Origin of the sequence: Kitasatospora sp. NPDC059646 (genome assembly GCF_042734615.1) — a bacterium.
GTDB lineage: Bacteria > Actinomycetota > Actinomycetes > Streptomycetales > Streptomycetaceae > Kitasatospora.
Window position 1 is genome coordinate 88,773 of record NZ_JBHWDS010000006.1, and the last position, 20,423, is coordinate 109,195.

At 65.3% G+C, this 20,423-nt stretch carries 25 protein-coding genes; 17 read left to right on the forward strand and 8 right to left on the reverse strand.

The window, feature by feature from the left end; genetic code table 11:
- Positions 1-13: 13 nt before the first annotated feature.
- Complete coding sequence (locus tag ACFV1L_RS05940) at positions 14-598, reverse strand: hypothetical protein (RefSeq protein WP_380363269.1); 585 nt, start codon at positions 596-598, stop codon at positions 14-16.
- 165 nt (positions 599-763) lie between these two features.
- Entirely contained in the window at positions 764-937 is a 174-nt protein-coding gene (locus ACFV1L_RS05945; protein ID WP_380363270.1) for a hypothetical protein, read from the reverse strand.
- A gap of 173 nt (positions 938-1,110) precedes the next feature.
- Between ACFV1L_RS05945 and ACFV1L_RS05950 the strand changes: the two genes are divergently transcribed.
- From ACFV1L_RS05950 to ACFV1L_RS06025, 16 genes are all read left to right on the forward strand, one after another.
- Positions 1,111-1,902, forward strand: a complete 792-nt coding sequence (locus ACFV1L_RS05950; RefSeq protein ID WP_380363462.1) for a Scr1 family TA system antitoxin-like transcriptional regulator — start codon at positions 1,111-1,113, stop codon at positions 1,900-1,902.
- A complete protein-coding gene (locus tag ACFV1L_RS05955; protein ID WP_380363272.1) occupies positions 1,892-2,113 on the forward strand; it encodes a DUF397 domain-containing protein in 222 nt (73 codons plus the stop codon). The genes ACFV1L_RS05950 and ACFV1L_RS05955 overlap by 11 nt, the downstream gene beginning before the upstream one ends.
- 2,229 nt (positions 2,114-4,342) lie before the next feature.
- Positions 4,343-4,990 carry a hypothetical protein gene (locus tag ACFV1L_RS05960; protein ID WP_380363273.1) on the forward strand — a complete coding sequence of 216 codons (648 nt, stop codon included), beginning with the start codon at positions 4,343-4,345 and terminating at the stop codon, positions 4,988-4,990.
- A gap of 98 nt (positions 4,991-5,088) precedes the next feature.
- Entirely contained in the window at positions 5,089-5,295 is a 207-nt protein-coding gene (locus ACFV1L_RS05965) for a hypothetical protein (RefSeq protein WP_380363275.1), read from the forward strand.
- Positions 5,292-5,537, forward strand: coding sequence for a hypothetical protein (locus ACFV1L_RS05970; RefSeq protein ID WP_380363277.1), 246 nt, complete (start codon positions 5,292-5,294; stop codon positions 5,535-5,537). Before ACFV1L_RS05965 ends, ACFV1L_RS05970 begins: the two co-directional genes overlap by 4 nt.
- A gap of 89 nt (positions 5,538-5,626) precedes the next feature.
- Positions 5,627-5,788, forward strand: coding sequence for a hypothetical protein (locus ACFV1L_RS05975; RefSeq protein WP_380363278.1), 162 nt, complete (start codon positions 5,627-5,629; stop codon positions 5,786-5,788).
- Positions 5,789-6,152: 364 nt separating this feature from the next.
- Positions 6,153-6,437: a hypothetical protein gene (locus ACFV1L_RS05980; RefSeq protein WP_380363280.1), complete on the forward strand. Its 285-nt coding sequence runs from the start codon at positions 6,153-6,155 to the stop codon at positions 6,435-6,437.
- A 101-nt stretch (positions 6,438-6,538) separates the two neighbouring features.
- A complete protein-coding gene (locus ACFV1L_RS05985) occupies positions 6,539-7,294 on the forward strand; it encodes a hypothetical protein (protein ID WP_380363281.1) in 756 nt (251 codons plus the stop codon).
- A gap of 920 nt (positions 7,295-8,214) precedes the next feature.
- Positions 8,215-8,532, forward strand: coding sequence for a hypothetical protein (locus tag ACFV1L_RS05990; protein ID WP_380363283.1), 318 nt, complete (start codon positions 8,215-8,217; stop codon positions 8,530-8,532).
- Between the two features lie 2 nt (positions 8,533-8,534).
- Positions 8,535-8,780 (forward strand): hypothetical protein, encoded by a 246-nt coding sequence (locus ACFV1L_RS05995; RefSeq protein ID WP_380363285.1) that lies wholly within the window; start codon positions 8,535-8,537, stop codon positions 8,778-8,780.
- Between the two features lie 12 nt (positions 8,781-8,792).
- On the forward strand, positions 8,793-9,149 hold the full coding sequence (locus ACFV1L_RS06000) for a hypothetical protein (protein ID WP_380363287.1): 357 nt from the start codon (positions 8,793-8,795) through the stop codon (positions 9,147-9,149).
- A gap of 128 nt (positions 9,150-9,277) precedes the next feature.
- The gene (locus tag ACFV1L_RS06005) at positions 9,278-9,460 is read left to right on the forward strand and encodes a hypothetical protein (protein WP_380363289.1); all 183 of its coding nucleotides are present in this window, start codon (positions 9,278-9,280) and stop codon (positions 9,458-9,460) included.
- Positions 9,461-9,537: 77 nt separating this feature from the next.
- On the forward strand, positions 9,538-9,774 hold the full coding sequence (locus ACFV1L_RS06010; RefSeq protein WP_380363291.1) for a hypothetical protein: 237 nt from the start codon (positions 9,538-9,540) through the stop codon (positions 9,772-9,774).
- A gap of 83 nt (positions 9,775-9,857) precedes the next feature.
- Positions 9,858-10,043 carry a hypothetical protein gene (locus ACFV1L_RS06015; RefSeq protein WP_380363293.1) on the forward strand — a complete coding sequence of 62 codons (186 nt, stop codon included), beginning with the start codon at positions 9,858-9,860 and terminating at the stop codon, positions 10,041-10,043.
- A gap of 19 nt (positions 10,044-10,062) precedes the next feature.
- Positions 10,063-11,538, forward strand: coding sequence for a DUF3987 domain-containing protein (locus ACFV1L_RS06020; RefSeq protein ID WP_380363294.1), 1,476 nt, complete (start codon positions 10,063-10,065; stop codon positions 11,536-11,538).
- A gap of 146 nt (positions 11,539-11,684) precedes the next feature.
- Complete coding sequence (locus ACFV1L_RS06025) at positions 11,685-13,508, forward strand: hypothetical protein (protein ID WP_380363295.1); 1,824 nt, start codon at positions 11,685-11,687, stop codon at positions 13,506-13,508.
- 597 nt (positions 13,509-14,105) lie between these two features.
- Here the strand turns inward: ACFV1L_RS06025 and ACFV1L_RS06030 are convergent.
- Entirely contained in the window at positions 14,106-14,711 is a 606-nt protein-coding gene (locus tag ACFV1L_RS06030; RefSeq protein ID WP_380363296.1) for a hypothetical protein, read from the reverse strand.
- 373 nt (positions 14,712-15,084) lie between these two features.
- Here ACFV1L_RS06030 and ACFV1L_RS06035 point away from each other — a divergent pair, with 373 nt between their 5' ends.
- The gene (locus tag ACFV1L_RS06035) at positions 15,085-15,402 is read left to right on the forward strand and encodes an Lsr2 family protein (RefSeq protein ID WP_380363298.1); all 318 of its coding nucleotides are present in this window, start codon (positions 15,085-15,087) and stop codon (positions 15,400-15,402) included.
- A 297-nt stretch (positions 15,403-15,699) separates the two neighbouring features.
- Here the strand turns inward: ACFV1L_RS06035 and ACFV1L_RS06040 are convergent, their stop codons facing one another.
- The 5 genes from ACFV1L_RS06040 to ACFV1L_RS06060 form a co-directional block, all read right to left on the reverse strand.
- Positions 15,700-15,978, reverse strand: a complete 279-nt coding sequence (locus tag ACFV1L_RS06040) for a hypothetical protein (protein WP_380363299.1) — start codon at positions 15,976-15,978, stop codon at positions 15,700-15,702.
- A gap of 383 nt (positions 15,979-16,361) precedes the next feature.
- The gene (locus ACFV1L_RS06045) at positions 16,362-17,381 is read right to left on the reverse strand and encodes a peptidoglycan-binding protein (protein ID WP_380363301.1); all 1,020 of its coding nucleotides are present in this window, start codon (positions 17,379-17,381) and stop codon (positions 16,362-16,364) included.
- Positions 17,382-17,482: 101 nt separating this feature from the next.
- Positions 17,483-17,647, reverse strand: coding sequence for a hypothetical protein (locus ACFV1L_RS06050; protein WP_380363303.1), 165 nt, complete (start codon positions 17,645-17,647; stop codon positions 17,483-17,485).
- A gap of 107 nt (positions 17,648-17,754) precedes the next feature.
- Positions 17,755-19,338, reverse strand: coding sequence for a GDSL-type esterase/lipase family protein (locus ACFV1L_RS06055; protein WP_380363305.1), 1,584 nt, complete (start codon positions 19,336-19,338; stop codon positions 17,755-17,757).
- Positions 19,339-19,347: 9 nt separating this feature from the next.
- Positions 19,348-20,415, reverse strand: coding sequence for a hypothetical protein (locus ACFV1L_RS06060; RefSeq protein ID WP_380363307.1), 1,068 nt, complete (start codon positions 20,413-20,415; stop codon positions 19,348-19,350).
- Positions 20,416-20,423: the final 8 nt, after the last annotated feature.

Consider the following 20,423-nt stretch of genomic DNA (forward strand, 5'->3'; position numbering starts at 1 on the left):
TCTGAACGGGGCGCTACGCCCCGTGTACTGGCTGGGCGGCCGGCACGCCGAGGGTCGTCATCGACGTCCACCGCCCGTCCCTGCGCGCCGCCGCCGCGATCTCGATGCGGCGGCGGGTGTGGGCATCGATGCCCAGCTCGGGATCACCCAGCTCCGACAGAAGCACGAATCGGACCTCCTCCGCCCCCGTACCGACGATGGGCCGCAGCAACGCCGCTTCCCTGGAGGTGATGACCCCGCCGTCCAGGACGACGACGATTCCCGGGGGGCAGCTGGCGGCGTTGGGCACCCAGTCCGTCAACAGGACCCGCGGACTGACGCTGAGCGCTCGACCCAGCGTGGCCTTGAGCAGCCTGCGCGCGGTGTCAACGGGGGTCTCGGACGTGTCCTGTCCCCACGCGCCGCCGGGGAGGTTCCACCGGATCTGGGAGGGGGTGTACTCCCTCACCAACACGAACACTTCGTTGCCGGCCTGCTGACTGTGCGCCGGCTCGTCCTGTACTTCGATCAGCGCCAGCACGCCGACGAAGTGTTCGGCGGGGTCTGCCTCGAAGTCACGAGTGAGGCGGGGCTCAGAGTCATAGCGGAGGGCGGGCATGCGGGTCTCGATTCGACTATCGGCTTGGACACCTGGAACTGAGGGCGAGGCTGTGCCGGAACCAGCGGCGGGAACGGCGGCGGAGGGGGTATCCGCCGGGCCTGGGCCAGCTGTTCCCGCGCGCTCCTGGCCCCGGCGGAGAACTGGCCGAGGCCGCGAAACGGCCTACGCGGCATTGACCAGCAGCTCCACCTGGTCGAGCGGGATTTCCCGCTCGACACCTCCGGTGAGGCTCCGCCAGAAGACCAGCGAACCGCGCACGTCCATGCACTCGCCCACCGGCCCGTTGGGGCGCTGCCTGATCCGGTCCCCGCGCCTGAGCGCGCGTCTGCTCTCCATCACCGTCTGCTCCGTTCTCTCGCCGGTGTGTAACCAGGATCGGCATCGGGCACTACGATCGGAAGCCACTCGAACTGCACAGTTCGGTGGTGTGGGATTCAGGCAGGGGGAGGCGATCAAGCGTGCGAAAGACCACACTTGACCCATCGTCAAGTCCATCAGCGGCCTTCGGGGTGCAGCTCCGCAGGTCACGCGAGGCAAGGGGCTTGTCACAGGTCAAACTGGCTCGGTTGATGCAGTACAGCGACAGCTACCTGTCGTCCATCGAAAGAGCGGAGCGCAATCCCACACTCGAACTTGCGCAGCGTGCAGATGCCGAACTTGATACGGGCGGCACGCTGGAGTTGATGTTCTGGCAGATCGGGAACCGGGCATTCATCGAGGGCTTCCCGGAGTACGCCGTAGCCGAGGGCAAGGCCGAAGTCATCCGGCTGTACGAGCGAGTCATCCCACACGGGTTGCTACAGGTGCCTGAGTACACAGCGGAGCTGGAGCGGGCGGCCGTTGAGCGTGGCAGCGCTACGGCCGAACAAGCCGCAGAACGGGCCGCCCACCTGCAAGCGCGCCAAGCGGCAGCACTTGAACGCACTCGGCCGCCCTTGATCCATGCGGTCCTCGACGAGAGCTGCCTGTACACCCAGGTAGGCGGCCGGGAAGTCCTGGGCCGGCAACTGGCGCACCTGGAGGAGCTGTCGTGCCGGCCGAACGTGATCCTGCAAGTAGCGCCGTTCGAGATGGGGGCCACCCAACCGTTCCTTCACGCCATCACGCTGCTGGCGATGCCTGACGGTACTGTCCTGGGCTACACCGAGACTCATCAGCGCGGCTACTTGGAGCGGGATAAGGGCTCGGTCGCAGCCTGGGGCAGGGACTACGATCGGCTACAGGTGGACGCGCTCTCCCGAACATCGTCGCGCGCACTGATCCGCCGGGCCCGGAAGGAACTATCCCACGATGGAACATGACGTTGACTTGAGTGCCGCTGGCTGGTTCAAGAGCAGCTTTAGTGGCAATGGCGGTCAGTGTGTGGAGATCACCACTGACTTCGTGGCGTCGCACGATGCACTGTTCGTACGGGACAGCAAAGACCCGCACGGACCCGCCCTGTCGGTGACTCCCGGTGCGTGGGCTGCCTTTGCGGCGGCAGCTGCGGCCGGCGAGTTCGGCGAGGTCTGACCTCTGGCAAGACGCTGGCTGATGAAGCCCCTCCGGGTGACCGGAGGGGCTTCATGCGTCCTGCCCGAGCCCTAGCCTGGGCTGACGGTACGTAGAAGCTGAGACCACTACAAGGCCCCCTCTCTCACGGAGGGGGCTTTCTGCTGCCCTGGGAGGCCCTGTGAGGCCGGCACTGGCTCAACTCGGTCTCCGTGGACCAGGTAGGCCAGAAACTCGCTTGGAGGCCCCTTGTAGCGTCTTCGTAGAGGGCTGAGACTCCGAACTCCCCCTCTGAGAGGGGGTATAGAGAACCCCCACATAAAAGATGTATGTGTCAATCCGCCGGTAGATGGTCCTCAGGCTCGAAAGAGCGGCTCAGATCACACCGCAAGGGGCCTTCGGGGCCCTAATTCATTCATTCATCGCGCCGCGAGGCCCTTCCGCGGGCGCTTCCTGGGCTGCTGGAGCCCCTCCGGCCGGCCTCCGAGCCCCCTGCCGACTCTGCAAGGGGCCTTGGCAATGGTAAAGAGACTGCAAACTTGTGCGCTTGTGAAAAATTCATACCCGTACACGGTCGGAGGACGGCACCCCCGGTGGGTCCTGTGTGTATGTATGCATGTATTACCCCCGGGTGTACAGGAGAGCGACCTCATGAATGAATTAAGCCTCTGACCAGCGAATTCATTCGTGCAGCAGCACAGTTGACGGCGGGTCAGCTCTGGTCCGGCCGCGAGGGCCGGGCATGTGGACTAGACCACTGGACATATCCTGACTGTGCGTCAGATTCATGCCTGATGGGGCGTCAGTTAAGCGGGTGCTTACCGGCTATGCGTGTTTATGTCCGTTATCGGCATCAGCTTGGCGTGTCCATGAATGTGATGGATGTGTGTAGGGAATATGCATTCCTCATGTGGGTCAGATGTGGCTCTTGTGCAAGTGGTAACGAGTAGGTCTCTGAGTGAGCACGTGTAGATAACGGATTCTGGTTACTCTCCGCGTTACTTTGGTTACTAAAGTAAAGGCCGGCCCGGAAAGTGTCCGCTTTGGGTTATTGACATTCCTGGAATCCATGATATCGCGCGTTCCATCAATGCCCAAGAGGGTTGGGTCAATTGCGCACCGTAGTCACTTGACTACTCGCAGAGATATGCCTTTCCGGGCCACCTATCAGCCCCCTGGTTGCTTGCACGGGGGGGTTTTGGTTGTGTTCTCGGTGTTGGACCGAGCGAAACACCGAAAGGCCCGGCAGCGAGTACCGCCTCAGAAGGGGACAAGGGAAAGCGCCGAAGGCAAGTAGGGAAGCTCTCCAGCGGGGCGTGAAGATGCCGCCCCCAAACCCACTAAGTGAATGACCGGGCTCGCCGCAAACGAGCCGCAGAACGGCGCACAGCGGCTTTCGGGCCGCACACCACATGCAGGTGCAGAGGTCCCCTTGTGAGGCTGGCAGGCCAAAGGGAGAAACCGGCACCGAACACAGCACAGGACATGCCCGCTGAAGCGAACAGATGCGGGATGAACGTTGATCGCCCGACCACATGCCACCCCTAACGGGGTCAGCCGGATACGGAGCACGGGAAAACGAGACTGTCCGAAGCCAGAGGCACACCTAGGCGTGTGTCCCGTATGGCTGCCGATACGAGCACAAAGGGCAGCTAGCCAGCCGCAGCGAGGATGCGGAATTACCTACTGCACCACCAGCACAACTTAGCCGACACCGCGTGTCCGGCCTGACATGGGCTTTTCCGTGACTGATACTCACCGGTCCTGGTCAGTGCCTTAAGCGCGTGAGGCTGACTCGGAATGTCGGGTCAAGTCGTGCGCGGTCCCTCGGGCCCGTGTGCGGCTTAATCCGGCCTATCTGGTTGGAAACTTTTGCCGGCAATCTAGGGAGAAGTATGCCCAAAACGCTTGAGTCCACTTGCGGTTGCACCGTTCGCGGCAACAGGCACACGTGGGAGTACAGGGAATATGCGGTCGAGGTCCGCGACGTGCGAGGCACGCTCATTCGCCTTGTCGAGCTGCCTGCTGCTGATGACTCGGACGCTGTCCGAAAGGCTCGTGCGCAGGCATTCAGTGCGCCCACGTGGATCTATCGCAGCCTCGGCTTCCTTGTGAAGCGCGGCAAGTGCTGCACCGTCCTGAGCCCGTGCCTGCGCTGCCTTGAAAGCGCGGTCCCGGGCTTTGCCATGTCCTGAAACTCGCAGTGCGGTATCTCGCGCTGCCCTACCTGCCACTACGAAACGAGGAACCATGTCTACTATTCAGATTGAGCTTTCGCCTGCCATTCAGCGTCTCTGCGACGCCTCTCCGCACTACGGACGCCGGGACTTTGAGGCAGCTGCCCCATTCCGCCGCATGGGCGTTATCGAGGGGCCCGACGGGCACATGGTGTCGTCCGACACCTACGGGGACAACCTCTACAACAACACGGAGGAGAAGTGGCAGCACGTCACCAATGCCCGTGCTATCCGTGACTTGCTCGAAGAGGCTGACAACGGGTGTGGGTGGGAGTACGGACCGGCTGACAGCTTCGTTTATGACCTGGACAATCCGGCAATTGTGGCCGTGGTCGAGGAAATCGAGTCGGCTCTCTCGGATTACCCGTTCCTGAATGAGGACTCTTACCAGGAAGAGGTCTACGACGAGTACCACCCGGACGAGACGACCTGTCATGCGGACGGCGAATGTCCTTGCTACGCGAACACCCACGAATGTTCGGACGTCATGGCAGCCGCCGTTGGCTGCGGGAAAATCGCACTGTTGATGGACGAGTGGTACTGCGAATACTGCTCCACGTGGTACGAGATTACTCCCGAGCAGCGGCATGAAATCGCACAGAAGCACTTCCGGGCGGGCCTTTATGAGGCGGAGCAGAACGGGCAGCTCCGCCTCTTCTAGCAGCGCACAGGGCGAACGCGCCTAGTCGTACCCGGGTATCCGAATTGCCCGGGCGCGGCTAAGTCTGGTCGCCCGACCAGCGATACGAGGAGATGAAGATGACCACAATAGTTCGCGGCGTTGTGCTGGTTGTGGCGGTAGCCGTTGCCTACGCGCTGGGCTTTGCGTTGGACAAGGGAACGGGGACGACGGACGGCGATCCCGCGTCCGTGGTCCAGTTCAACAGCGGATTTCGGGACGCCAAGCAGGACGACTGCGAGCAGGGTTTCCGGCTCGCCTGTGAGTGGCTGGAGAGCGCCAAGTGATTGATTACCCGCAGCCCTTTACCGTCATATTCGACTGGTCGGACAGGTATCAGGACTACTACTCCGAGCAGGTTTTCAGTGCACCGGATGCACCGGTGTACCAGGTGTGGGCATCCGACCCTGACGACGCGTCCGAGAGGGGTGACGAGTGCGCTGTCGAGCAATTCGGCCGTGAGACCTTCCGGGAACTCCGTCGCGTCGCGGTGTTGCAGGGGCACGCGTACTACGCCCGCGAGAACTGAATGGCTTTGGTGCGGCCGGGCGAATTCCCGGCCCATCCACGGTCGGTCAATCCGACAGACACACCCATGCCAGGAGAATGGAGAGAGCAATGGACCTCGCACACCACCCCGTCGAGTTCGTGGCTGCGGAGTTGGAAGCTCGGCAAGCGATTCGGGACATGTGGCACCACGGATTCCCGCGCTGCCCTATCACCCGCTACGCGACGGCGGCCGGGAACCTCGCCGACGAGATCAAGGAATCCCGTGTCTGATTACGAGTACGCGGCTGTTGGGGTCGCTGGCGAAAACGCCCAGGAATCGGTCACGCGGGAACTTCGCCACGTCGTTGAGTGGGGACGGGATGGAGCGAAGGTGAGTACGGGAGGCATGTCCTACTGCAGCCGTGCCGCTGTTCACCAGGATGCCGAACCGGCCGAGATTGTGGCCGGAGTGTTGAAGTACGTCCGGGCACAGGGGGAATGGGGATACGGGCCCTTGCTCCGCCTGGATGAGGCGCGGGAACACATTCGGTGGTTCCCCGCTTCCGCGCTTCCGTCTGCCGACCGCCCGTAAGCCGTAGTAGATACGTGGGGCCCGCAACCGGCGGGCCTCCCTTGTCAGAGAGTGAATTCCTTCATGGACTGGTTTTGGAAGCTCATAGAAGCCCAGCTCAAGGAGCTGGAGTCGGCGAAGTCGGCCGACGATGTGATTCGGATCCTGGGGGGCAAGGAGAACGCCAGCGCGGGCGACGCCTTCTTTGGCGGGGGCGGCGGGGACGAGACCGTGTGGGACTCCCTGGAAACGGCTGGGTGGAAGGTGGTGTGGGCCGAGGCCGATTACTACTGGTGCATGAAGGCCCCGGACGGCTCGCTGATCAGCTACGTCGAAGGCGACATCTACCGGGGAGACAGTAAGTCCTAGCTTTGCCTGACTGACCCGCTTTGCTCTGGGCCGCCCCGTAGGGCGGCCTTTTGCATGGCCCGTCAGCCGACCGGCCTTCTACCTGTAAAGGAGGAAATCACATGGTCCAGTGGACCGACCCCCGCGAGGGGTACGCGCGACTCGGCAAGGAATTCACGCCCGAGTATCGCGGCTATGTCATCAACATCTCGGAGATCGGGCAGGAATGGTATGCCTACGCGTGGGACTCAGCGAGCGCATCCCATACGTGGGTGGCGGGTACTGAAACGGAGCACCGGGCCCGGACGGTTCTGGAGATATACACGGGAGAGACGTGTTCCGGCCTTCTCTGTGAAGAGGCGCTCAACGCGTTTGCCGGCCGCTGCCCGAACACCGCCACCTTCGTCAGGTGGACCACGGCCGCGCCCGGGGCGCGCCACGTCCGGGTTACGTATTGCTCCGAGCATGCCGGATCCCTGAGTGGCTGGACGCTGACACCGATCTCGGAGTACCTCCGGGACCGGAAGATCATCCCTGACGACAGGGCTAAAACCGGGGGCTGCCTTGGGCAGGCTCAGGGCGGGGAGCGAACGTGGTCAATCGCCGTGGACTGCCCGTGCCAGGGGCTGTTGATCAGAAGGGCCCTCAGGCAGGGCCGCCCTCGGCGAGCCAATGCGGGATGCCTAGAGGCGGCCCGGGAACTGATTTCCCATCTCCCCAACTCGGGGCCGTGGTATCTCAGGCAGACCGAGCTGCACATCATTCGCTGGGTGCTGGAGAGGCTCCCGGCCGGTGGGAGGCCCGATCCGCATTCCGCGCGGCGGATCATGACGGAGCGGATCGCCGCCGCGAGCGACGAGGCGTTCCGGCAGGGATAGCACGGAGCTGACGGCCGAGCAGTTTCAGGCCGCCCCAACCCGGGGCGGCCTTTCGCATGCCCGGATGGGCTTCTGAGAGGAATTCAGGATGAGCGGCGCAGTGAGCCCATGGCGATACGAGGTTTGGGAATGTCGCTGCGACTATGCTCCGGAGGATCACGACGATTCGTGCGACTTCTGGGCCCAGGTCGCGGTGTTTCCGGCTGGCGAATGGATTCGGTCCTTCGAGGCGGCGGCACGGCTGCCGCACGCTCGGGTGCGGCGGCGTCGCCAGCCCGACGAAACGGGCGTGACGGTGTTCGAGCACATCACGGGAGGCGGGCAGTGTGCGGGCTGCTGGAGGCGGCACCAGACCACGCACAGGTCGCATGAACGGGACGCGTCGGGCTGGTGCGGTCCGTGTCTGGCGGTGAGGAAGCGTCGGGGTCCGTTGACCCGAGTGCCGGGCGGTGCACAGGAGTTCCTGTGCGAGGACTGCCGGACGGCGCTTCGCCGGATGCACGTGCGGGCCCGTGGGTCGCTCGGGAAGGACGCGAGCCCCCGGCTGTACCGGGATGTGCTGACCGTCGCGCGCGAGGACGCGCAGCGGCTCTAGCCGCCTGCGTGATCGCCAGGCCCAACGGCCGGCCCGGGGAGAAGCCTCTCCGCGGCCGGCCCCGGGTCCGGCCTGGCGGTCGCGCTGGCCACTGGAGAGAGGAGACGGCCTTGCCCTACCCGGACAACTACTCGGGGAAGTGCTCTACCAACTGCGGTCGAGAGGCGGTGGTTTGGCTCGGGATCGACAAGTACGGACAGCGCTGGCACTCCCGATCCCCGATGTGCGAACCGTGCGCAAAGAAGTGGACGGATGACCCGTACATCCAGACCCGCACCAAGCTGCTTCGGCAGAGCTGAGCATGGATGCCCCAACGGATGACCAGGTGCGTGCCTTCTCGGTCGAACGTGGGCTTCGCCAGGTTGGGGACGACGGCCCGGTGTTGCCGCCGGAGGTCCGGTACTACCTCGCGTGGAAGCCGATGTACGACTCGATCAAGGCGCGTGAGGAAGCCCGTCGCCAAGAGTGGGACGAGATGTGGGCGGAGGCGGAGGAGTCCCGCCAGCGGGCAGCCGATCACGCCTACCACATGGCCAATTGCCGGAAGTTCGGCGAAGCGAACGGGTTTCGGGTCGGCACCCGGGGCCCGATACCGAAGCGAGTTCGAGACGCCTACAGGGCGGAAACAGGGGTGGAGCTGTGAGCATGATCAAGCGCTACATGCAGGACGCGGACGAAGTGGAGGAGTCGGCGCGCCTGGTGGCGCGCATCGAGGACGCTCGGACCGCGCTGGGGGAGCTGGCTTTGCTGTACGGCCGGTGCGGTGTCCTCGCGGCTGAGTACGCTGACCCGGATTGGGCGGCGCTGACGCTGGTGAAGGACGTCACGGACGCGTACCGGGAAGAGCGGTGGCTGATCCGCCACCACACGACCGCCGCACTCGCGGCCTGAAACGGAGAACAGATGAGCCCCAGCGAGCAGCAGACGTACGCGGTCGCCTTCCTGACGGCGGCCGGGCCGTATCCGTGGTGGTGGGCGTTCCCCGCCGAATGGGACAGTGAGGACGACGTGCCGAACGGGTGGAGCGTCGTCGTGCGGGTCGAGGACCGTGCTGGCGACGTGCGCGACGTCGCGGTGACCCATGCCCAGGTGCTGGACGCCATCAAGCGTATTGCGGCCGATGAGGCCAAGGGCATTACGGCCGAGACGTTCGAGCTGGCAAAGCGGTTCTTGGCGGACCCGGAGCCGGCCGATTGGGACGCCGCGTCCGGGGACCAGGTGCTCCAGCTGGTCACGCTCGGCGCGATCGTGCACGAGTAGTGGGGCGGCAGCAGAAGGGCGCGCCGTCGGCGGCGGCTGTGTCCCGGGCCCTGTTCCAAGCGGGCTTCCGGCGGTATGAATCCTGGCGGTCTGACCCGGAATCCGGATTCTCTGCCAGCCCGCACAGCATGGTGGTGTTGGTGACTTGGAACAGGGGGAGCGACACTTTCGGCATGCCGGAGGATGAACGCGACGCCCTTGCCGCCGAGTTCGTAGGGAAGTACGCAAAGGCCCTGAGGGAACTCGGATACCCGGTGGAGCAGTCAACCCGATGGGTGGCAGTGACCGGGCCAAAGCAGAAAAAGAAGTAGATAGGCAAGTCGGATGGCCGGGCCCTAATCGGGGGCCCGGCCTTTTGCATGCACGAAATCAAAGAGGAGAACGGAACATGTCCGGATACTGGGCCACGCTGGAGATCAACAACGCGATTGACCACGCTCGGGACCTCTTGGAGGAGGGATTGGACTTGGGGGAGGAGTACACGGACCTGATCTCGCTGTACACCGCAGCGTTTAAGAAGGCGCTGAAGCACGGGGATGATCTCCACCTGCCGAGCATCGTTCAGGAGGAGTTCGGAAACCGAACCGTCGAGGACATCCAGGAACAGCTGAACCAGCTGAACTGACACCCGGTTGCCTTTGGTGAGGGCCGGAATCCTTCGGGATTCCGGCCTTTGCCATGGACACCCGAGATATCGGAGGACAAGCCATGGCCAAGAAGCTTATCAAGGCGACCGATTGTGACGCCTGCCTGAAGAAGGATGGGAGCGAGGTTCCCGCCGTCGAGGTGCTGACAATCGGACCCGACCAGTACGACCTGTGTGAGACGCATTACGACCGTTTCCGGGGCCTCCTTAGCGAGGCGCTGGCCCCTTCCCACACCCTTGCCGCGTAACGGAGAGAGGAACACGAAGATGACTGCATTCGAGGCGATGAAGTTCGGCCCCCTGGGCGACGCCGTGGCGGCGGCGATGCCGACCAGCGAGGCGGACCCGGTGGGGGTGTGGGCGGCGGCCCTGAGCCTGTACAGCGCGGCGATCAGCCGGAACGTGCGCTTGGACAACGGGCGTCCCGTGGTGGTGTGGACGGTCCTGGCCGGCCGGTCCGCTATCGGCCGCAAGGGCTACGCGCTGAACACCGCCAAGAGGCTGCTTCACCCCGCCATCGGCGGGTTTCTCGACGTTCGCACCCGGGACGGCATCTCGTCCGGGCCGTCCCTGGTGGACATGCTCAACAAGTTCGAGCTGGAGACGAGCGGACTTCCGACCGGAATCGACGGTCGGGCGATGGTCGTCGAGGAGGAGTGGGCGGCCGTCCTGCGGACGCAGAAGCGCTGCCCGAAGTTCAGCACGCTGTTCCGGACCGCGTGGGACGGCAAGACCATCAGCAACCGGACGAAGAAGGAGACCCAGTCGGTCAGCAGGCCCCTGCTCGGATTCCACGCCCACGTCACGCCGGGCGAGTGGGGCAAGTACGTCAGCAGCACGGACGCGTTGGGCGGCTCGTTCAACCGCCTGCTGCCGGTCCTGGTGGAGCGGTCCAAGATGCTGCCTTACAACCACCGTGCGGCGGTGGTCGAGGTGCAGGAGATCCGGGCGGCCTACAACTGGGCAGACCAGTCGGACCAGCCGCGCGTGATGGAGTTCGACGCTGCGGCCGGCCGCCGGTACGACGAGATCCGGGCCGAGGTCGAGGACCGGATGGCCGAGCTGCCCGAGCTGCTGGCGGCCTACATGGAGAGGGCCGCCGAACAGGTGCACCGGATTGCGGCCGTCCTCACGGCCACCACCCGGCGAACGAAGATCACGCGGAAGGCCGTCGAGTCGGCTTGGGCCTTCGTCTCCTACTCCATGGCGTCTGTGGAGAAGCTGGTCCGGGAGGCTGCCGACCAGAAGACCAAGCCGGTCAAGAGCACTGAGGACCTGGTGCGCGAGGTGCTGGAGCGCTACGAGGGGGAGGCCAACAGCACGGTCATGCTCCGGGCCCTGGGATCCAGGGTCACGGCCGCCAGCTTGCGGGCGGCAGTCGAGCGGATGCCGGACGTCGAGGTGTACAAGGCGGAGACGGCCGGTCGCGGTGCCAAGCCGACCATGTATCGGCTGATCGACCCGGCTGCGAAGGTGGCCCCGGAACCGGAGAAGCGGGCACCCGCGGAATCGGTCGTGGTGGTTGTGCCGGAGCGCGCCCCGGAGATCGCCCCCCGAACTGAGCTGACCCGAAAGCGAGTTGTGGACCACGCGGCCCCCGCTCGGGCCACGGTCCCCCGGAAGCCTGCCGCCGCGAAGCGGTCGGCCCGGCCGACCGCCAGGCCGGCGACCCGTAGGCCGTCGGCACCGAAGCCCGCGCCCGCGCCGGCCGCGAACTCGAACCCCTTCCTCAGCCTGCTGTGAGGCATCAACTTCGAGGACGACCGCAGGGCTACTTGCAGTGCACCGAATGCCGGGCCGCATTCTCCGATAAGGAGTCGGCCCGGCTTTCTGTTGCTCCCTGCATGGAAATTCCGCTTCCTCACGGCCACAAGTGCGACCGTGAGCATGTGCTCTATCCCACCTACTACGACCGGGGGACCGGTCACGGACCCGACCGCCTGTGTGATGACGGCGGCTGCTTCTGCATGCGCCACGAATGCGACTGCGACGTGTGCCGCGAAGTGCTGAATGTACCTGGCCTGAAAGTCCTCATGGACAGCCAAGAGGGCGAAAAGACTCCCAAGGAGAAGATTGTGACTGCCGGACGAATTGAGATGCACCTTCACGCGGCTCTCCGCAAGCACATCACCGATTACCTGACGCCGGACACGGACGACCACCACGACCTGATCACGGCATGCAAGGAACTGCGGATGGGGCGCTCGAACAACTCCACCACCGTGTGGGTCACCAATGGAGCGCTCGGGGTCGCGCTGGAAATCGCTCGGGGGTGGCTGAACGACGGCAACAACAGCCGTGTGGTGGCCGCGAAGACGACCCTCATCCGCCATGAGCTGGACTACATCCCCGAAGACCCGCGAGAGCGGCGATTCGAGTTCAAGATGCCCGCCAGCATCGGCCGGAGCATTTCTGAGCAGTACTGGCAGTTGAAGGACGACCCCGAGACCCTGGCTGACCTCAAGGCGTGCGCCTGGTCCAGCACCGGCGGCACCGGCCGGGTTCGTCCGGAAGCCCTGCGGTGGCTGCTCAAGCAGGCCGAGGCCGCAACCCGACAGGACGCCTCCGCGCCGCAGCGGGCTGGCCGGAAGTTCTTGGAGACCTACGGGCCGGTCTACGCGGAAGCCCTGCGGGAGATCACCGAGTTCGAGGCCGGCAACGCGGAACCGAAGCCGAGCGCGGTGGAGTCGGCGGTCGAGCAGACCCCCGAGCTGGTGTGGGAATGGCTGCACGAGCTGACCAGCGGTCAGCAGGTCTGGTTCGGCGGCGACGACCAGGGCGGCGCTGCCGCCCCGCAGTTGGTGACGGTGAAGCGGAGCATCAGCCACATCCACCTGTCGGTGGGCGACACGGTGGTGCACGCGGCCTCGCTCTACTCCAAGGCGTGGTGGGCTCTCGCGGACCAGGGTCAAAAGAAGCCGGAGGAGGACGAGATCCAGGCCCCCGGGCCTGAGCCGGTCCGGCACTGGGAGTCCGTCACCGTGAGCAGCGTGAGCGGACGGGGGTACGTCTACTACGGCGGGCCGGCGAAGGGTCCGTGTGACCAGGGCGGCCCGCTGGTGCTGGTGCGGTGGAGGCGCGGCAGCGGCGGGCACAACGATCTGGTGGACATAAGCACGTGCGAGGTGCTGACTACCCTGCACAGCAACACCCGGATCTGGGCCGCCAGCAAGGCGAACGGAGGCCAGGTCGCCAAGGACCCGGCCGAGGCTGAGCAGCCCAAGCATGAACCGGAGTTGGAGGTTTCTGAGCCTGAGTGGCGGAACACAGAGCTGCGAGAGCTGCCCTACAGGCTGCGGGGGCAGAAGGCTCGGATCTTGTACGGCGGTCGCGCCGATCGGCGGAACCCACAACCGACCATGCAGACCCGAGCGGGCATCACCTACACCGGAGAGAGCCGATACGAGATCTACGACCTGAGCACGGATGAGGTGCTGGCCACGGTCATGCTCGACTCCCGGCTTTGGTGGGCACCGCTGCCACTGGTGGAAGAGCTGGAGGGGATGGGAGTCCTCAACGCCCTGACGGCTGGGCCGGAACAGGTGCCTGCGGTCGAGGACAAGCAGGACCGGGCCGAGGATGAGCCGCAGCAGGGCCGGCCGCGAAGCGTCGGGCCTGTGCCGGAGAACTGGGTCTACATGGCGGAGAACGCCATCACCGCGACGGCGCGAGCCTGGTGGGCCCGGAAGGTTTCCGACTGGTGCACGGAGTGACCGCCCCGGACAGGGCTCAACCCGAAGCAGCCGGGCCGCCTCTGGCGGCCCGGGCGGCCCCCAGCAGCATGCCGAAGCAGAAGCGCCCCCGGACCGGCGTCCGGGGGCGCTTCGCCTCCCTGGCCGTGAAGTGGGCCGATGGGGAGTGGAAAGACTGATGACCGGCGAAGCGCCCGCGCGGGCCGCTACCGTGGCGCGGGCGGTGAATGAGTGAGAGGCGCAGCCGCAGTGAGTAGCGACAAAGGCGCAGATCCGGCAGCGGAGCCAACGAGTGGCCGAGCCAGACAGCGCGAGACAAGCCGATGAACAAGGAGCAAGCATGGGAACCGCTATTGACGACCGCCTCACCTTGGGCGCTGAGGTGACTGTCCGCATCACGACTGATGTGAGCGACTGGACCGGGCGGATTCGTGTGATGAACGTCAGCCGGCCCATGGTGCCGCTGGTCCACTACGAAGAGGTGGAGACGGGGCGGAAGAACTGGACGTACCTCCAGCGGATGACCGTACTGGACCGCTGAGCGAGGAGGCCGCCCGGCCCCGAAGGGGACCGGGCGGCTATGCCCTGCCGCGTGTGCTCAAGAGAGTTGGGCCGTCGTCACCGGGTCACGGGTGAGTGCGCCAGCCGGCATGCCGTCCCTCGGCATGCCAACCGGCGGTACCCCGTAGGTGTCCCGCACCGGTGGTCGGCCGCGTCTACGCACAGAGCTTCCGCAGCCTTGTCGAGGAGCGCCCCGAACTCCTCATCGACCCGCGCTTCCGCGTACACCCTTACTGAGGTCAATCCAAGCAGTTCGGCAGCTTCCTTCACCGAGGTACCAGCCCCGACCAGCGCCAAGAGCCGCTTTTGAAGCGGCTCCGGAAAATCTCTTTGCGAAATTTCGCGTCGCCACTTTCGCAGATCGGCGAGATGCTCATTCGCGCAGTCGCTGCACCTGCAACCCATCCGCCACAGTGAAGAAGGCGCGTATTTGTCGTGGTCGAAATCGGGGTTGGCGGCCCCTTCGTTGATTGCGTCCAGCACATCCTTGCCTGCCCAGCGGTACCCGACTCCCGGCCTTGTCGTCCCGGGCAGGTCACCTGCCAGGGCCAGGGTCTTGATGTGACTCCGGCTGTAGCCGGTGGCAGATGCCAGGGTCTTGACCGTGTAGTCGGCGTCAGAGTCGATCCGGTTGCGGACCGAGCTAAGAGGGTGAGGCAACATCAACTCCAGGGTCAGCGGGTTCCCGGTAGGTGACCCCCGCGCTTGCGGGGAGGTCAGTCAGACAGACGAGCTGTCCTGACGCCATGTTCCAAAGGGGGACCTCCGCTAGCGCGGAGAGCAGGTGCAAGCGGCACTGTTGCACAGCCGTCCGGTCGAAGCAAGGGTCCTGGCTGGGGGGTCGTCCGTGAGAGTGACGGCCAGCGGGCCGCCTTTGGGCAGATGCAGCCAAGGGCACACAGGGACTTGTCAGAAAACCCGAAGCAGTTGTCTGCGACCGACGCTGTGAATCTGTGAATGGGAATAACTTGCGCAAAGGCGAAGTACCGACCTGTACTATGCGAGTAGTTGTTCCCGTAGATCTGGAGTGCCCCCCATGGCTCAGCGTGTTGTCGTCACCCTCACTGACGACCTGGACGGCAGCGAGGCCGCCGAAACCGTCCACTTCGGCCTGGACGGGAAGTCGTACGAGATCGACCTGACCGAGAAGAACGCGAAGAAGCTGCGCAAGCTTCTCGCCCCGTACGTCGAGAGCGGCCGGCGACAGGCCCGAAACGGGAAGGCGTTCCGCCGTGCGGTGGTCACCCCAGACGCCACCGTAGTGCGCGCCTGGGCCGCGTCGAACGGCATCGAGCTGTCTAACCGGGGCCGCATTCCGGGGCACGTGTACGACGCGTACGCTAAGGCGAACTGACAACCGCAGTAAGGCGTTTGAGCACGGCAAAGAGCCCCCTCCCGGAGACGGGAGGGGGCTTCTTTTTAGTTTTACCGGACGGTTCACGCCCTCGCCAGGGTGCCCTTGTCTGTGGCGCACCAGCTGACGCCGGCCGGCGTCAGCACCTGGATTTCACCGGCGCGGACGTCGAGGATCACGCCGCGCAGGTACCGCCCTTCGGCGTCAGTGCGGGTCAGGACCCATTCACGCCCGATCCAGGCGGACGGCGGAGTCAGGGCGTACCGGTCGTAGGCGGTGGTCTGTATGGCGGTCTCCTCAGGCAGTCGGGTCGGCGGTCGGGCGCTTGGACAGCTCCAGCTCGGTCAGCTCGGCCTGAGCCGCAGCGGCGGCGTCCCACGGGGCGGTGGTGTGAAGCGCAGTCGAGGTCTTGGAGTCCTCATGCCGCTGGGCGACTTCACCGGCACCGAGCAGGGCCGCGACGACGGCCGCCAGGGCCTCCCACGGGATGCCCGGGAGAGAGGTCACCAGCAGCGGGACCAGGGCCGCGACGACGGCCAGGAGCCGGACACCGTGCTTGGAGATGAATTCATTCATTCGCAAAGTCCTTAGGGGGGAAGAGGGGCTGGGGAAATGGGAATGGCCCCCTCGGCGAGTGAGAGGGCCATCTAGTGACGGGATCAGGTGATCGGGCCGGCACGGTGAGTTCACGCTGCCAGGCCGGAAATGCCGGAGGCCCCTCTACCGAAGTGGAGGGGCCTCTAGCATCCGACCGAGGAGGGTGTTCGACGTCCAAATCTTGCTGACGTCCGAAGGTGCTGCGCTTCAATCCGATGGTGCCGAGCCCTGTGCACAGGGCTCGGAGGAGAATCGTGAAGTGGTTGTTCCCAACCTCGCTCACGCTGCACTGCGATGGTGCCTCGGTCAGACAAGAAAGACCGTAGCACCGCTGACCGACGGTAGGTGAGCCGTTCACTCGATCAGGTGACGGGGGCGGTCCACGCCGCCCGCCACGTGAGCGGGCCAACCACGGAATCCGGCATGAGCCCCTTCTCGGCCTGGAACCGCTTGGCCACGCTGGCGCTCGCGGGGCCGTAGTAGCCGTCCACGGAGATGGACCAGCCGCGGGCTGCCATCTGGGCCTGCCACTTCTTCACGGCCGAGCTGTAGACCGGAGCTCGGCCGGCGGTGTAGCGGAATGGGGTGCCCGGGAACGACGGCACGGAGGAGCTGGAGCCCGCGTTCGAGCCGGAGCCGGAGGCCGGCGGGGTGCTGGTGCTCGGGGAGGTGGCCGGCGGCTGGGTCGGTGCCGTCGGCGGGATCGTCACCGTGTCCCCGGGGTGGATCACGTCAGGGTGCGACTGGAGATCCGGATTGACGGACAGCAGAGAGGCCAGCGAGATTCCGGCCGCCGCCGCGATCGCTCCGAGGGTCTGGCCGGCCCGCACGATCACGGTCCGGGCGCTGGTGCCCGAGCTGCCGCCGTTCGGGTCGCTCGCGGTCGCCGAGTAGGCGAAGCCCGCCCGGCCCTTGAGCGCGGGGTCGGCAGTGGTCACGCCCTCCGCGTAGGCCGGGAGGCCGTAGCCATACACGTAGCCGTCGCGGCGTGCGCGCTTTCGGAGGAAGACACCGACGCCCTCCGGAGAGCCGGAATCATTGGTATTTCCCTCGATGCTGTAAATGTAATCCGCGTCGTAGGCGTAGACCAGTCCGGTGTGAGTTCCGCCGTTGTTCCCGTAGAAGACCTGGGCACCAATGGCCGGATAGGCGGACCACCGGCCCTTGTCCTTGAACCAGGCAACCCCGGTCAGGCAGGAAGCAGTGCGAGGGAAAAGGTGGGAGACGCTCGCCCGCATGGCGACCCAGGAACAGAAAGTCGCACACCAGGGCTGAAAGTTGGACCACTCAAGGCCCGGAACTTCCTTCGAATACTTCTGGTCGTTGTTGTAGCTGCCGGAGCCGTAGCGGCCCTCTCGGTAGCCGACCTGACTTCGGGCCATGCTCAGTACGTCGGCGGCCTGAGACAATTAATTCATCACTCCTGTGCGTGTGCATGAAAAAGGGGGCCGACCGGTTGGCCGGCCCCCGGGTAGAGGGGCTGTCAGACGTGTAGGTGCGGAATCCTGGAGGGGTCGATGGCTGTCAGCAGCTCGATCAGGCGCTGGTTTTCTGCCTCGATTCTGGTCAGGCGTTCCTTGATTTCATTCATGTCGCTCTGTAGGCGGTCGGCGCGGGTCTTCTGCGCCTCCGCCTCGCCCTTCCACACCTGGGCGGTATTCAGGGACCATGCCGCGCGAATGGTGGCGATGGCGGCAGCCAGAGAGGCTGCGGTGGCTGCGTAGCCGAGCAGGTCAGTGGCAGTCAGAGGGCCTCCTAGCTGGTGAGAATCGGCAGAATCGCATTGGCGGTGAACTCGTGTCCCGCATTGCTCATGTGGATCGGGTCCGCGCCGGGGCCGCCGCCGGGGGTTGCGGCGTTGCCCCAGAAGCCCAGAGAATTCCAGTTGTTCCACGAATTCCGGCCCATGGGCCAGAGGCTGACGAAAGCAGCGCCATACGCCTCAGCTATTCCACGGGCCCGGTCGCAGTAGTCGTGCCACCTCGGGGTGGTTGTGTGGTCGTAATTGCCGATGTGCTGCATCAGGATGAGAATGTCGGTGTCGCCGGACGCCTTTGCTCCGCTGACCGACTTTCCGTCCTTTACCGTGCTCAGAAACTTGCGCAGATTCGCGGTGTAGGTGTCGATTGCGATACCGGCCGATGCGTCATTGGCTCCCAATGCATAGATCAGCAGGTCGCAGGGATAATCGGGCCCACCGTTCCACGTCGTAGGCTGGTAGGTCTCGGCCGTAGGTGCGGCAAAGGTTCCAGTTTGCGCACCGGAGACGCCGAAATTGTTGACGATGACGCCCGACGAGTTCTCACCGGAAACACCGCAGACCGCGAGGGACGAGCCGGCCGCGCCGTTGTGGGCCAGGGTGACAGTGTGGTTGCCGGCCGGCAGGCCGGTGATCGTGGTGACCTGGATGCTGGGGGTGCCGCTGTCCGCAACGGGCACGGCTGTGCCGCCGTCCACGGCGTAGGTGAAGCCGACCCGGCCGCCGCCGGACATGGTGTAGACGCGGATCGTGGTGCCCCGGACCTTGAATGCGGCGGTAGCGCCGTTGGCCGTGGTCGAGATGTACTGAGCGCCCGGGCCGAAGACGTTTCCGTTGCTCCAGGTGCCGGTGGTCTGCACCAAGTTGCCGGGGAGGCTGTTCCAGGCGTTGGACGTCGGAGAGGCCCCGAAAAATGTGAGGCTGCGCGAGGCGGCGAAAAAGCCGCTGCCGCCGTCGCCGAAGGACTCCTGGAGCGAGGTTCGGATCCTCGACACGTACGAGTCCGTCAGCAGGTCTCCGGAGTAGAGGCCCTGGGTCGAGCTGGAGCCGACGGCCGCGACGACGGCCGTTCCCTTTCCGGCCTGCGCGGCGTCGCGCTTCGCTCGCCAGTGCTGGCCCCAGCCCGGAGGCACGTAGACACCGGTCGCCCCGGCGGGCGCGTACCGGCCATCGGTCGGCAGCTGCTGTACGGGGACCTGGCCGGCCTGGTCGAGGCCGGCGAACCCGTTCGGGACGCCTCGCATCGCCTGGACAGAGGCCGCGGTGCCGTGGGGATCAGGTGCCACCAGGTGCGCGGCCAGGTGCTCGCCGGTCGAGCCGGAGAGCAGGGCCACGCGGCCGGCCCCGAAATCGACCCAGACCCGCTCTACTCCGTCCGGGCCGAGAAAGGGGGCGACGAACCCCCTTGAGTCCGCGACGAGTTGAGTGATCGGGCCGCCGTCGGCGGACTGGAGGTCGAGCAGCTGGCGGGCCCCGTCGGACGGCCCGTCCCACACCGTTCCTACCGCGCCCGGCACACGAGCGCCGTCCACGGTCTCAGCGACGTCGGCGGCGGTGCCACCGAAGATGTTGCGTGCCAAATGGCCTCCTTAATAGGCGAATGACGTGGATTCGTACGTTCCCGAGAGGTACAGATTCGAGCGGGCCGGAATCTTGTCCAGGCCGCTCATCCCCTCGCCCGCAGCCTTGCGGCTCGGCGTGAAACAGTGAACGGTCGCGGTGTCCCCGGCCCACGGCATGGCTACGACCTGAGTCATGTACGGGTAGCCGCCGGCCCACGTGGTGTTCTCCACGTAGCCGGTGAAAGCGCCGGTTGCTTTTCCGTTCACGGGCTGCGGCAATTCCAGGTTGATGTACCAGTTCCCGTTGGTGCACTGAATGTCGTTGCCGGAAGTGTTGGACACTCGCATAGCGAAATACACGACGTTCGGTGCGATCCAGCGCCAGCGGACTACGCGGTCTGCTGCGGCCGGCTGGAAATTCACGTTGCCCACGGTGGTGGTGAAGGTTCGCATTCCGCCGAGGTCGCGGGCGGTCACCAGGCCATCCCGTCCCCGGAACTGCTCCCGCTGGCTGCCACCGCCGTTGACGTTCAGGTCGTAGATGAATGAATTCGGCTCGATGAACTTCGCCGTGTCCCCGGAGTTCCAGGGAGAATGGATCCGGGGCGGCGCGTCGAACTGGAGCCTGGCGAAAAGAACTACCGCGCCGTTGGCGGCTGGTACCTGGACCTCATAGAGGACCATCTCCCACACCTGCCCCAGCACGCGCAGAGGCTGTGGCGCGATGGGCTGGGCCGCCGGCTGGCCCTGCACCGCCGCCAGGTTGACGCTGCCCTTGGCCATGTCAGCCCGCAGAACGATGGTGTCCAACCTCGCCTTGTCACCGGGGTTCGCTGCGATGGCGACCGTCAACGGTGCGTCCAGCTCGTAGAAGAAGCCGCCGACGATCGCCCGGCCGGGCTGGATTTCCACCGTCTTCCCATTCAGGACCTTAGCCGCGAAGGGCAATGCACCTGTGGCGTACGTGGCGGCTGTCAGCCGGAAGTCGATCCGGTCGCCCTGCATGTGGTTCATCTTCTGCCACTGCAATTGAGAAACCATTTCGCTGCCGCCGGTGGAACTCGTCGCAGAAAACGGGTAGCTGGTCTCACCCAATTAATTCA

What these genes read in the sequence shown, in the direction of transcription:
- ACFV1L_RS05940 (WP_380363269.1), bottom strand. Translation starts at nt 598, where the DNA reads ATGCCCGCCCTCCGCTATGACTCTGAGCCCCGCCTCACTCGTGACTTC.
- ACFV1L_RS05945 (WP_380363270.1), bottom strand. Translation starts at nt 937, where the DNA reads ATGGAGAGCAGACGCGCGCTCAGGCGCGGGGACCGGATCAGGCAGCGC.
- ACFV1L_RS05955 (WP_380363272.1), top strand. Translation starts at nt 1,892, where the DNA reads ATGGAACATGACGTTGACTTGAGTGCCGCTGGCTGGTTCAAGAGCAGC.
- ACFV1L_RS05960 (WP_380363273.1), top strand. Translation starts at nt 4,343, where the DNA reads ATGTCTACTATTCAGATTGAGCTTTCGCCTGCCATTCAGCGTCTCTGC.
- ACFV1L_RS05965 (WP_380363275.1), top strand. Translation starts at nt 5,089, where the DNA reads ATGACCACAATAGTTCGCGGCGTTGTGCTGGTTGTGGCGGTAGCCGTT.
- ACFV1L_RS05975 (WP_380363278.1), top strand. Translation starts at nt 5,627, where the DNA reads ATGGACCTCGCACACCACCCCGTCGAGTTCGTGGCTGCGGAGTTGGAA.
- ACFV1L_RS05980 (WP_380363280.1), top strand. Translation starts at nt 6,153, where the DNA reads ATGGACTGGTTTTGGAAGCTCATAGAAGCCCAGCTCAAGGAGCTGGAG.
- ACFV1L_RS05985 (WP_380363281.1), top strand. Translation starts at nt 6,539, where the DNA reads ATGGTCCAGTGGACCGACCCCCGCGAGGGGTACGCGCGACTCGGCAAG.
- ACFV1L_RS05995 (WP_380363285.1), top strand. Translation starts at nt 8,535, where the DNA reads ATGATCAAGCGCTACATGCAGGACGCGGACGAAGTGGAGGAGTCGGCG.
- ACFV1L_RS06000 (WP_380363287.1), top strand. Translation starts at nt 8,793, where the DNA reads ATGAGCCCCAGCGAGCAGCAGACGTACGCGGTCGCCTTCCTGACGGCG.
- ACFV1L_RS06005 (WP_380363289.1), top strand. Translation starts at nt 9,278, where the DNA reads ATGGTGGTGTTGGTGACTTGGAACAGGGGGAGCGACACTTTCGGCATG.
- ACFV1L_RS06010 (WP_380363291.1), top strand. Translation starts at nt 9,538, where the DNA reads ATGTCCGGATACTGGGCCACGCTGGAGATCAACAACGCGATTGACCAC.
- ACFV1L_RS06015 (WP_380363293.1), top strand. Translation starts at nt 9,858, where the DNA reads ATGGCCAAGAAGCTTATCAAGGCGACCGATTGTGACGCCTGCCTGAAG.
- ACFV1L_RS06020 (WP_380363294.1), top strand. Translation starts at nt 10,063, where the DNA reads ATGACTGCATTCGAGGCGATGAAGTTCGGCCCCCTGGGCGACGCCGTG.
- ACFV1L_RS06030 (WP_380363296.1), bottom strand. Translation starts at nt 14,711, where the DNA reads ATGTTGCCTCACCCTCTTAGCTCGGTCCGCAACCGGATCGACTCTGAC.
- ACFV1L_RS06035 (WP_380363298.1), top strand. Translation starts at nt 15,085, where the DNA reads ATGGCTCAGCGTGTTGTCGTCACCCTCACTGACGACCTGGACGGCAGC.
- ACFV1L_RS06040 (WP_380363299.1), bottom strand. Translation starts at nt 15,978, where the DNA reads ATGAATGAATTCATCTCCAAGCACGGTGTCCGGCTCCTGGCCGTCGTC.
- ACFV1L_RS06045 (WP_380363301.1), bottom strand. Translation starts at nt 17,381, where the DNA reads ATGGCCCGAAGTCAGGTCGGCTACCGAGAGGGCCGCTACGGCTCCGGC.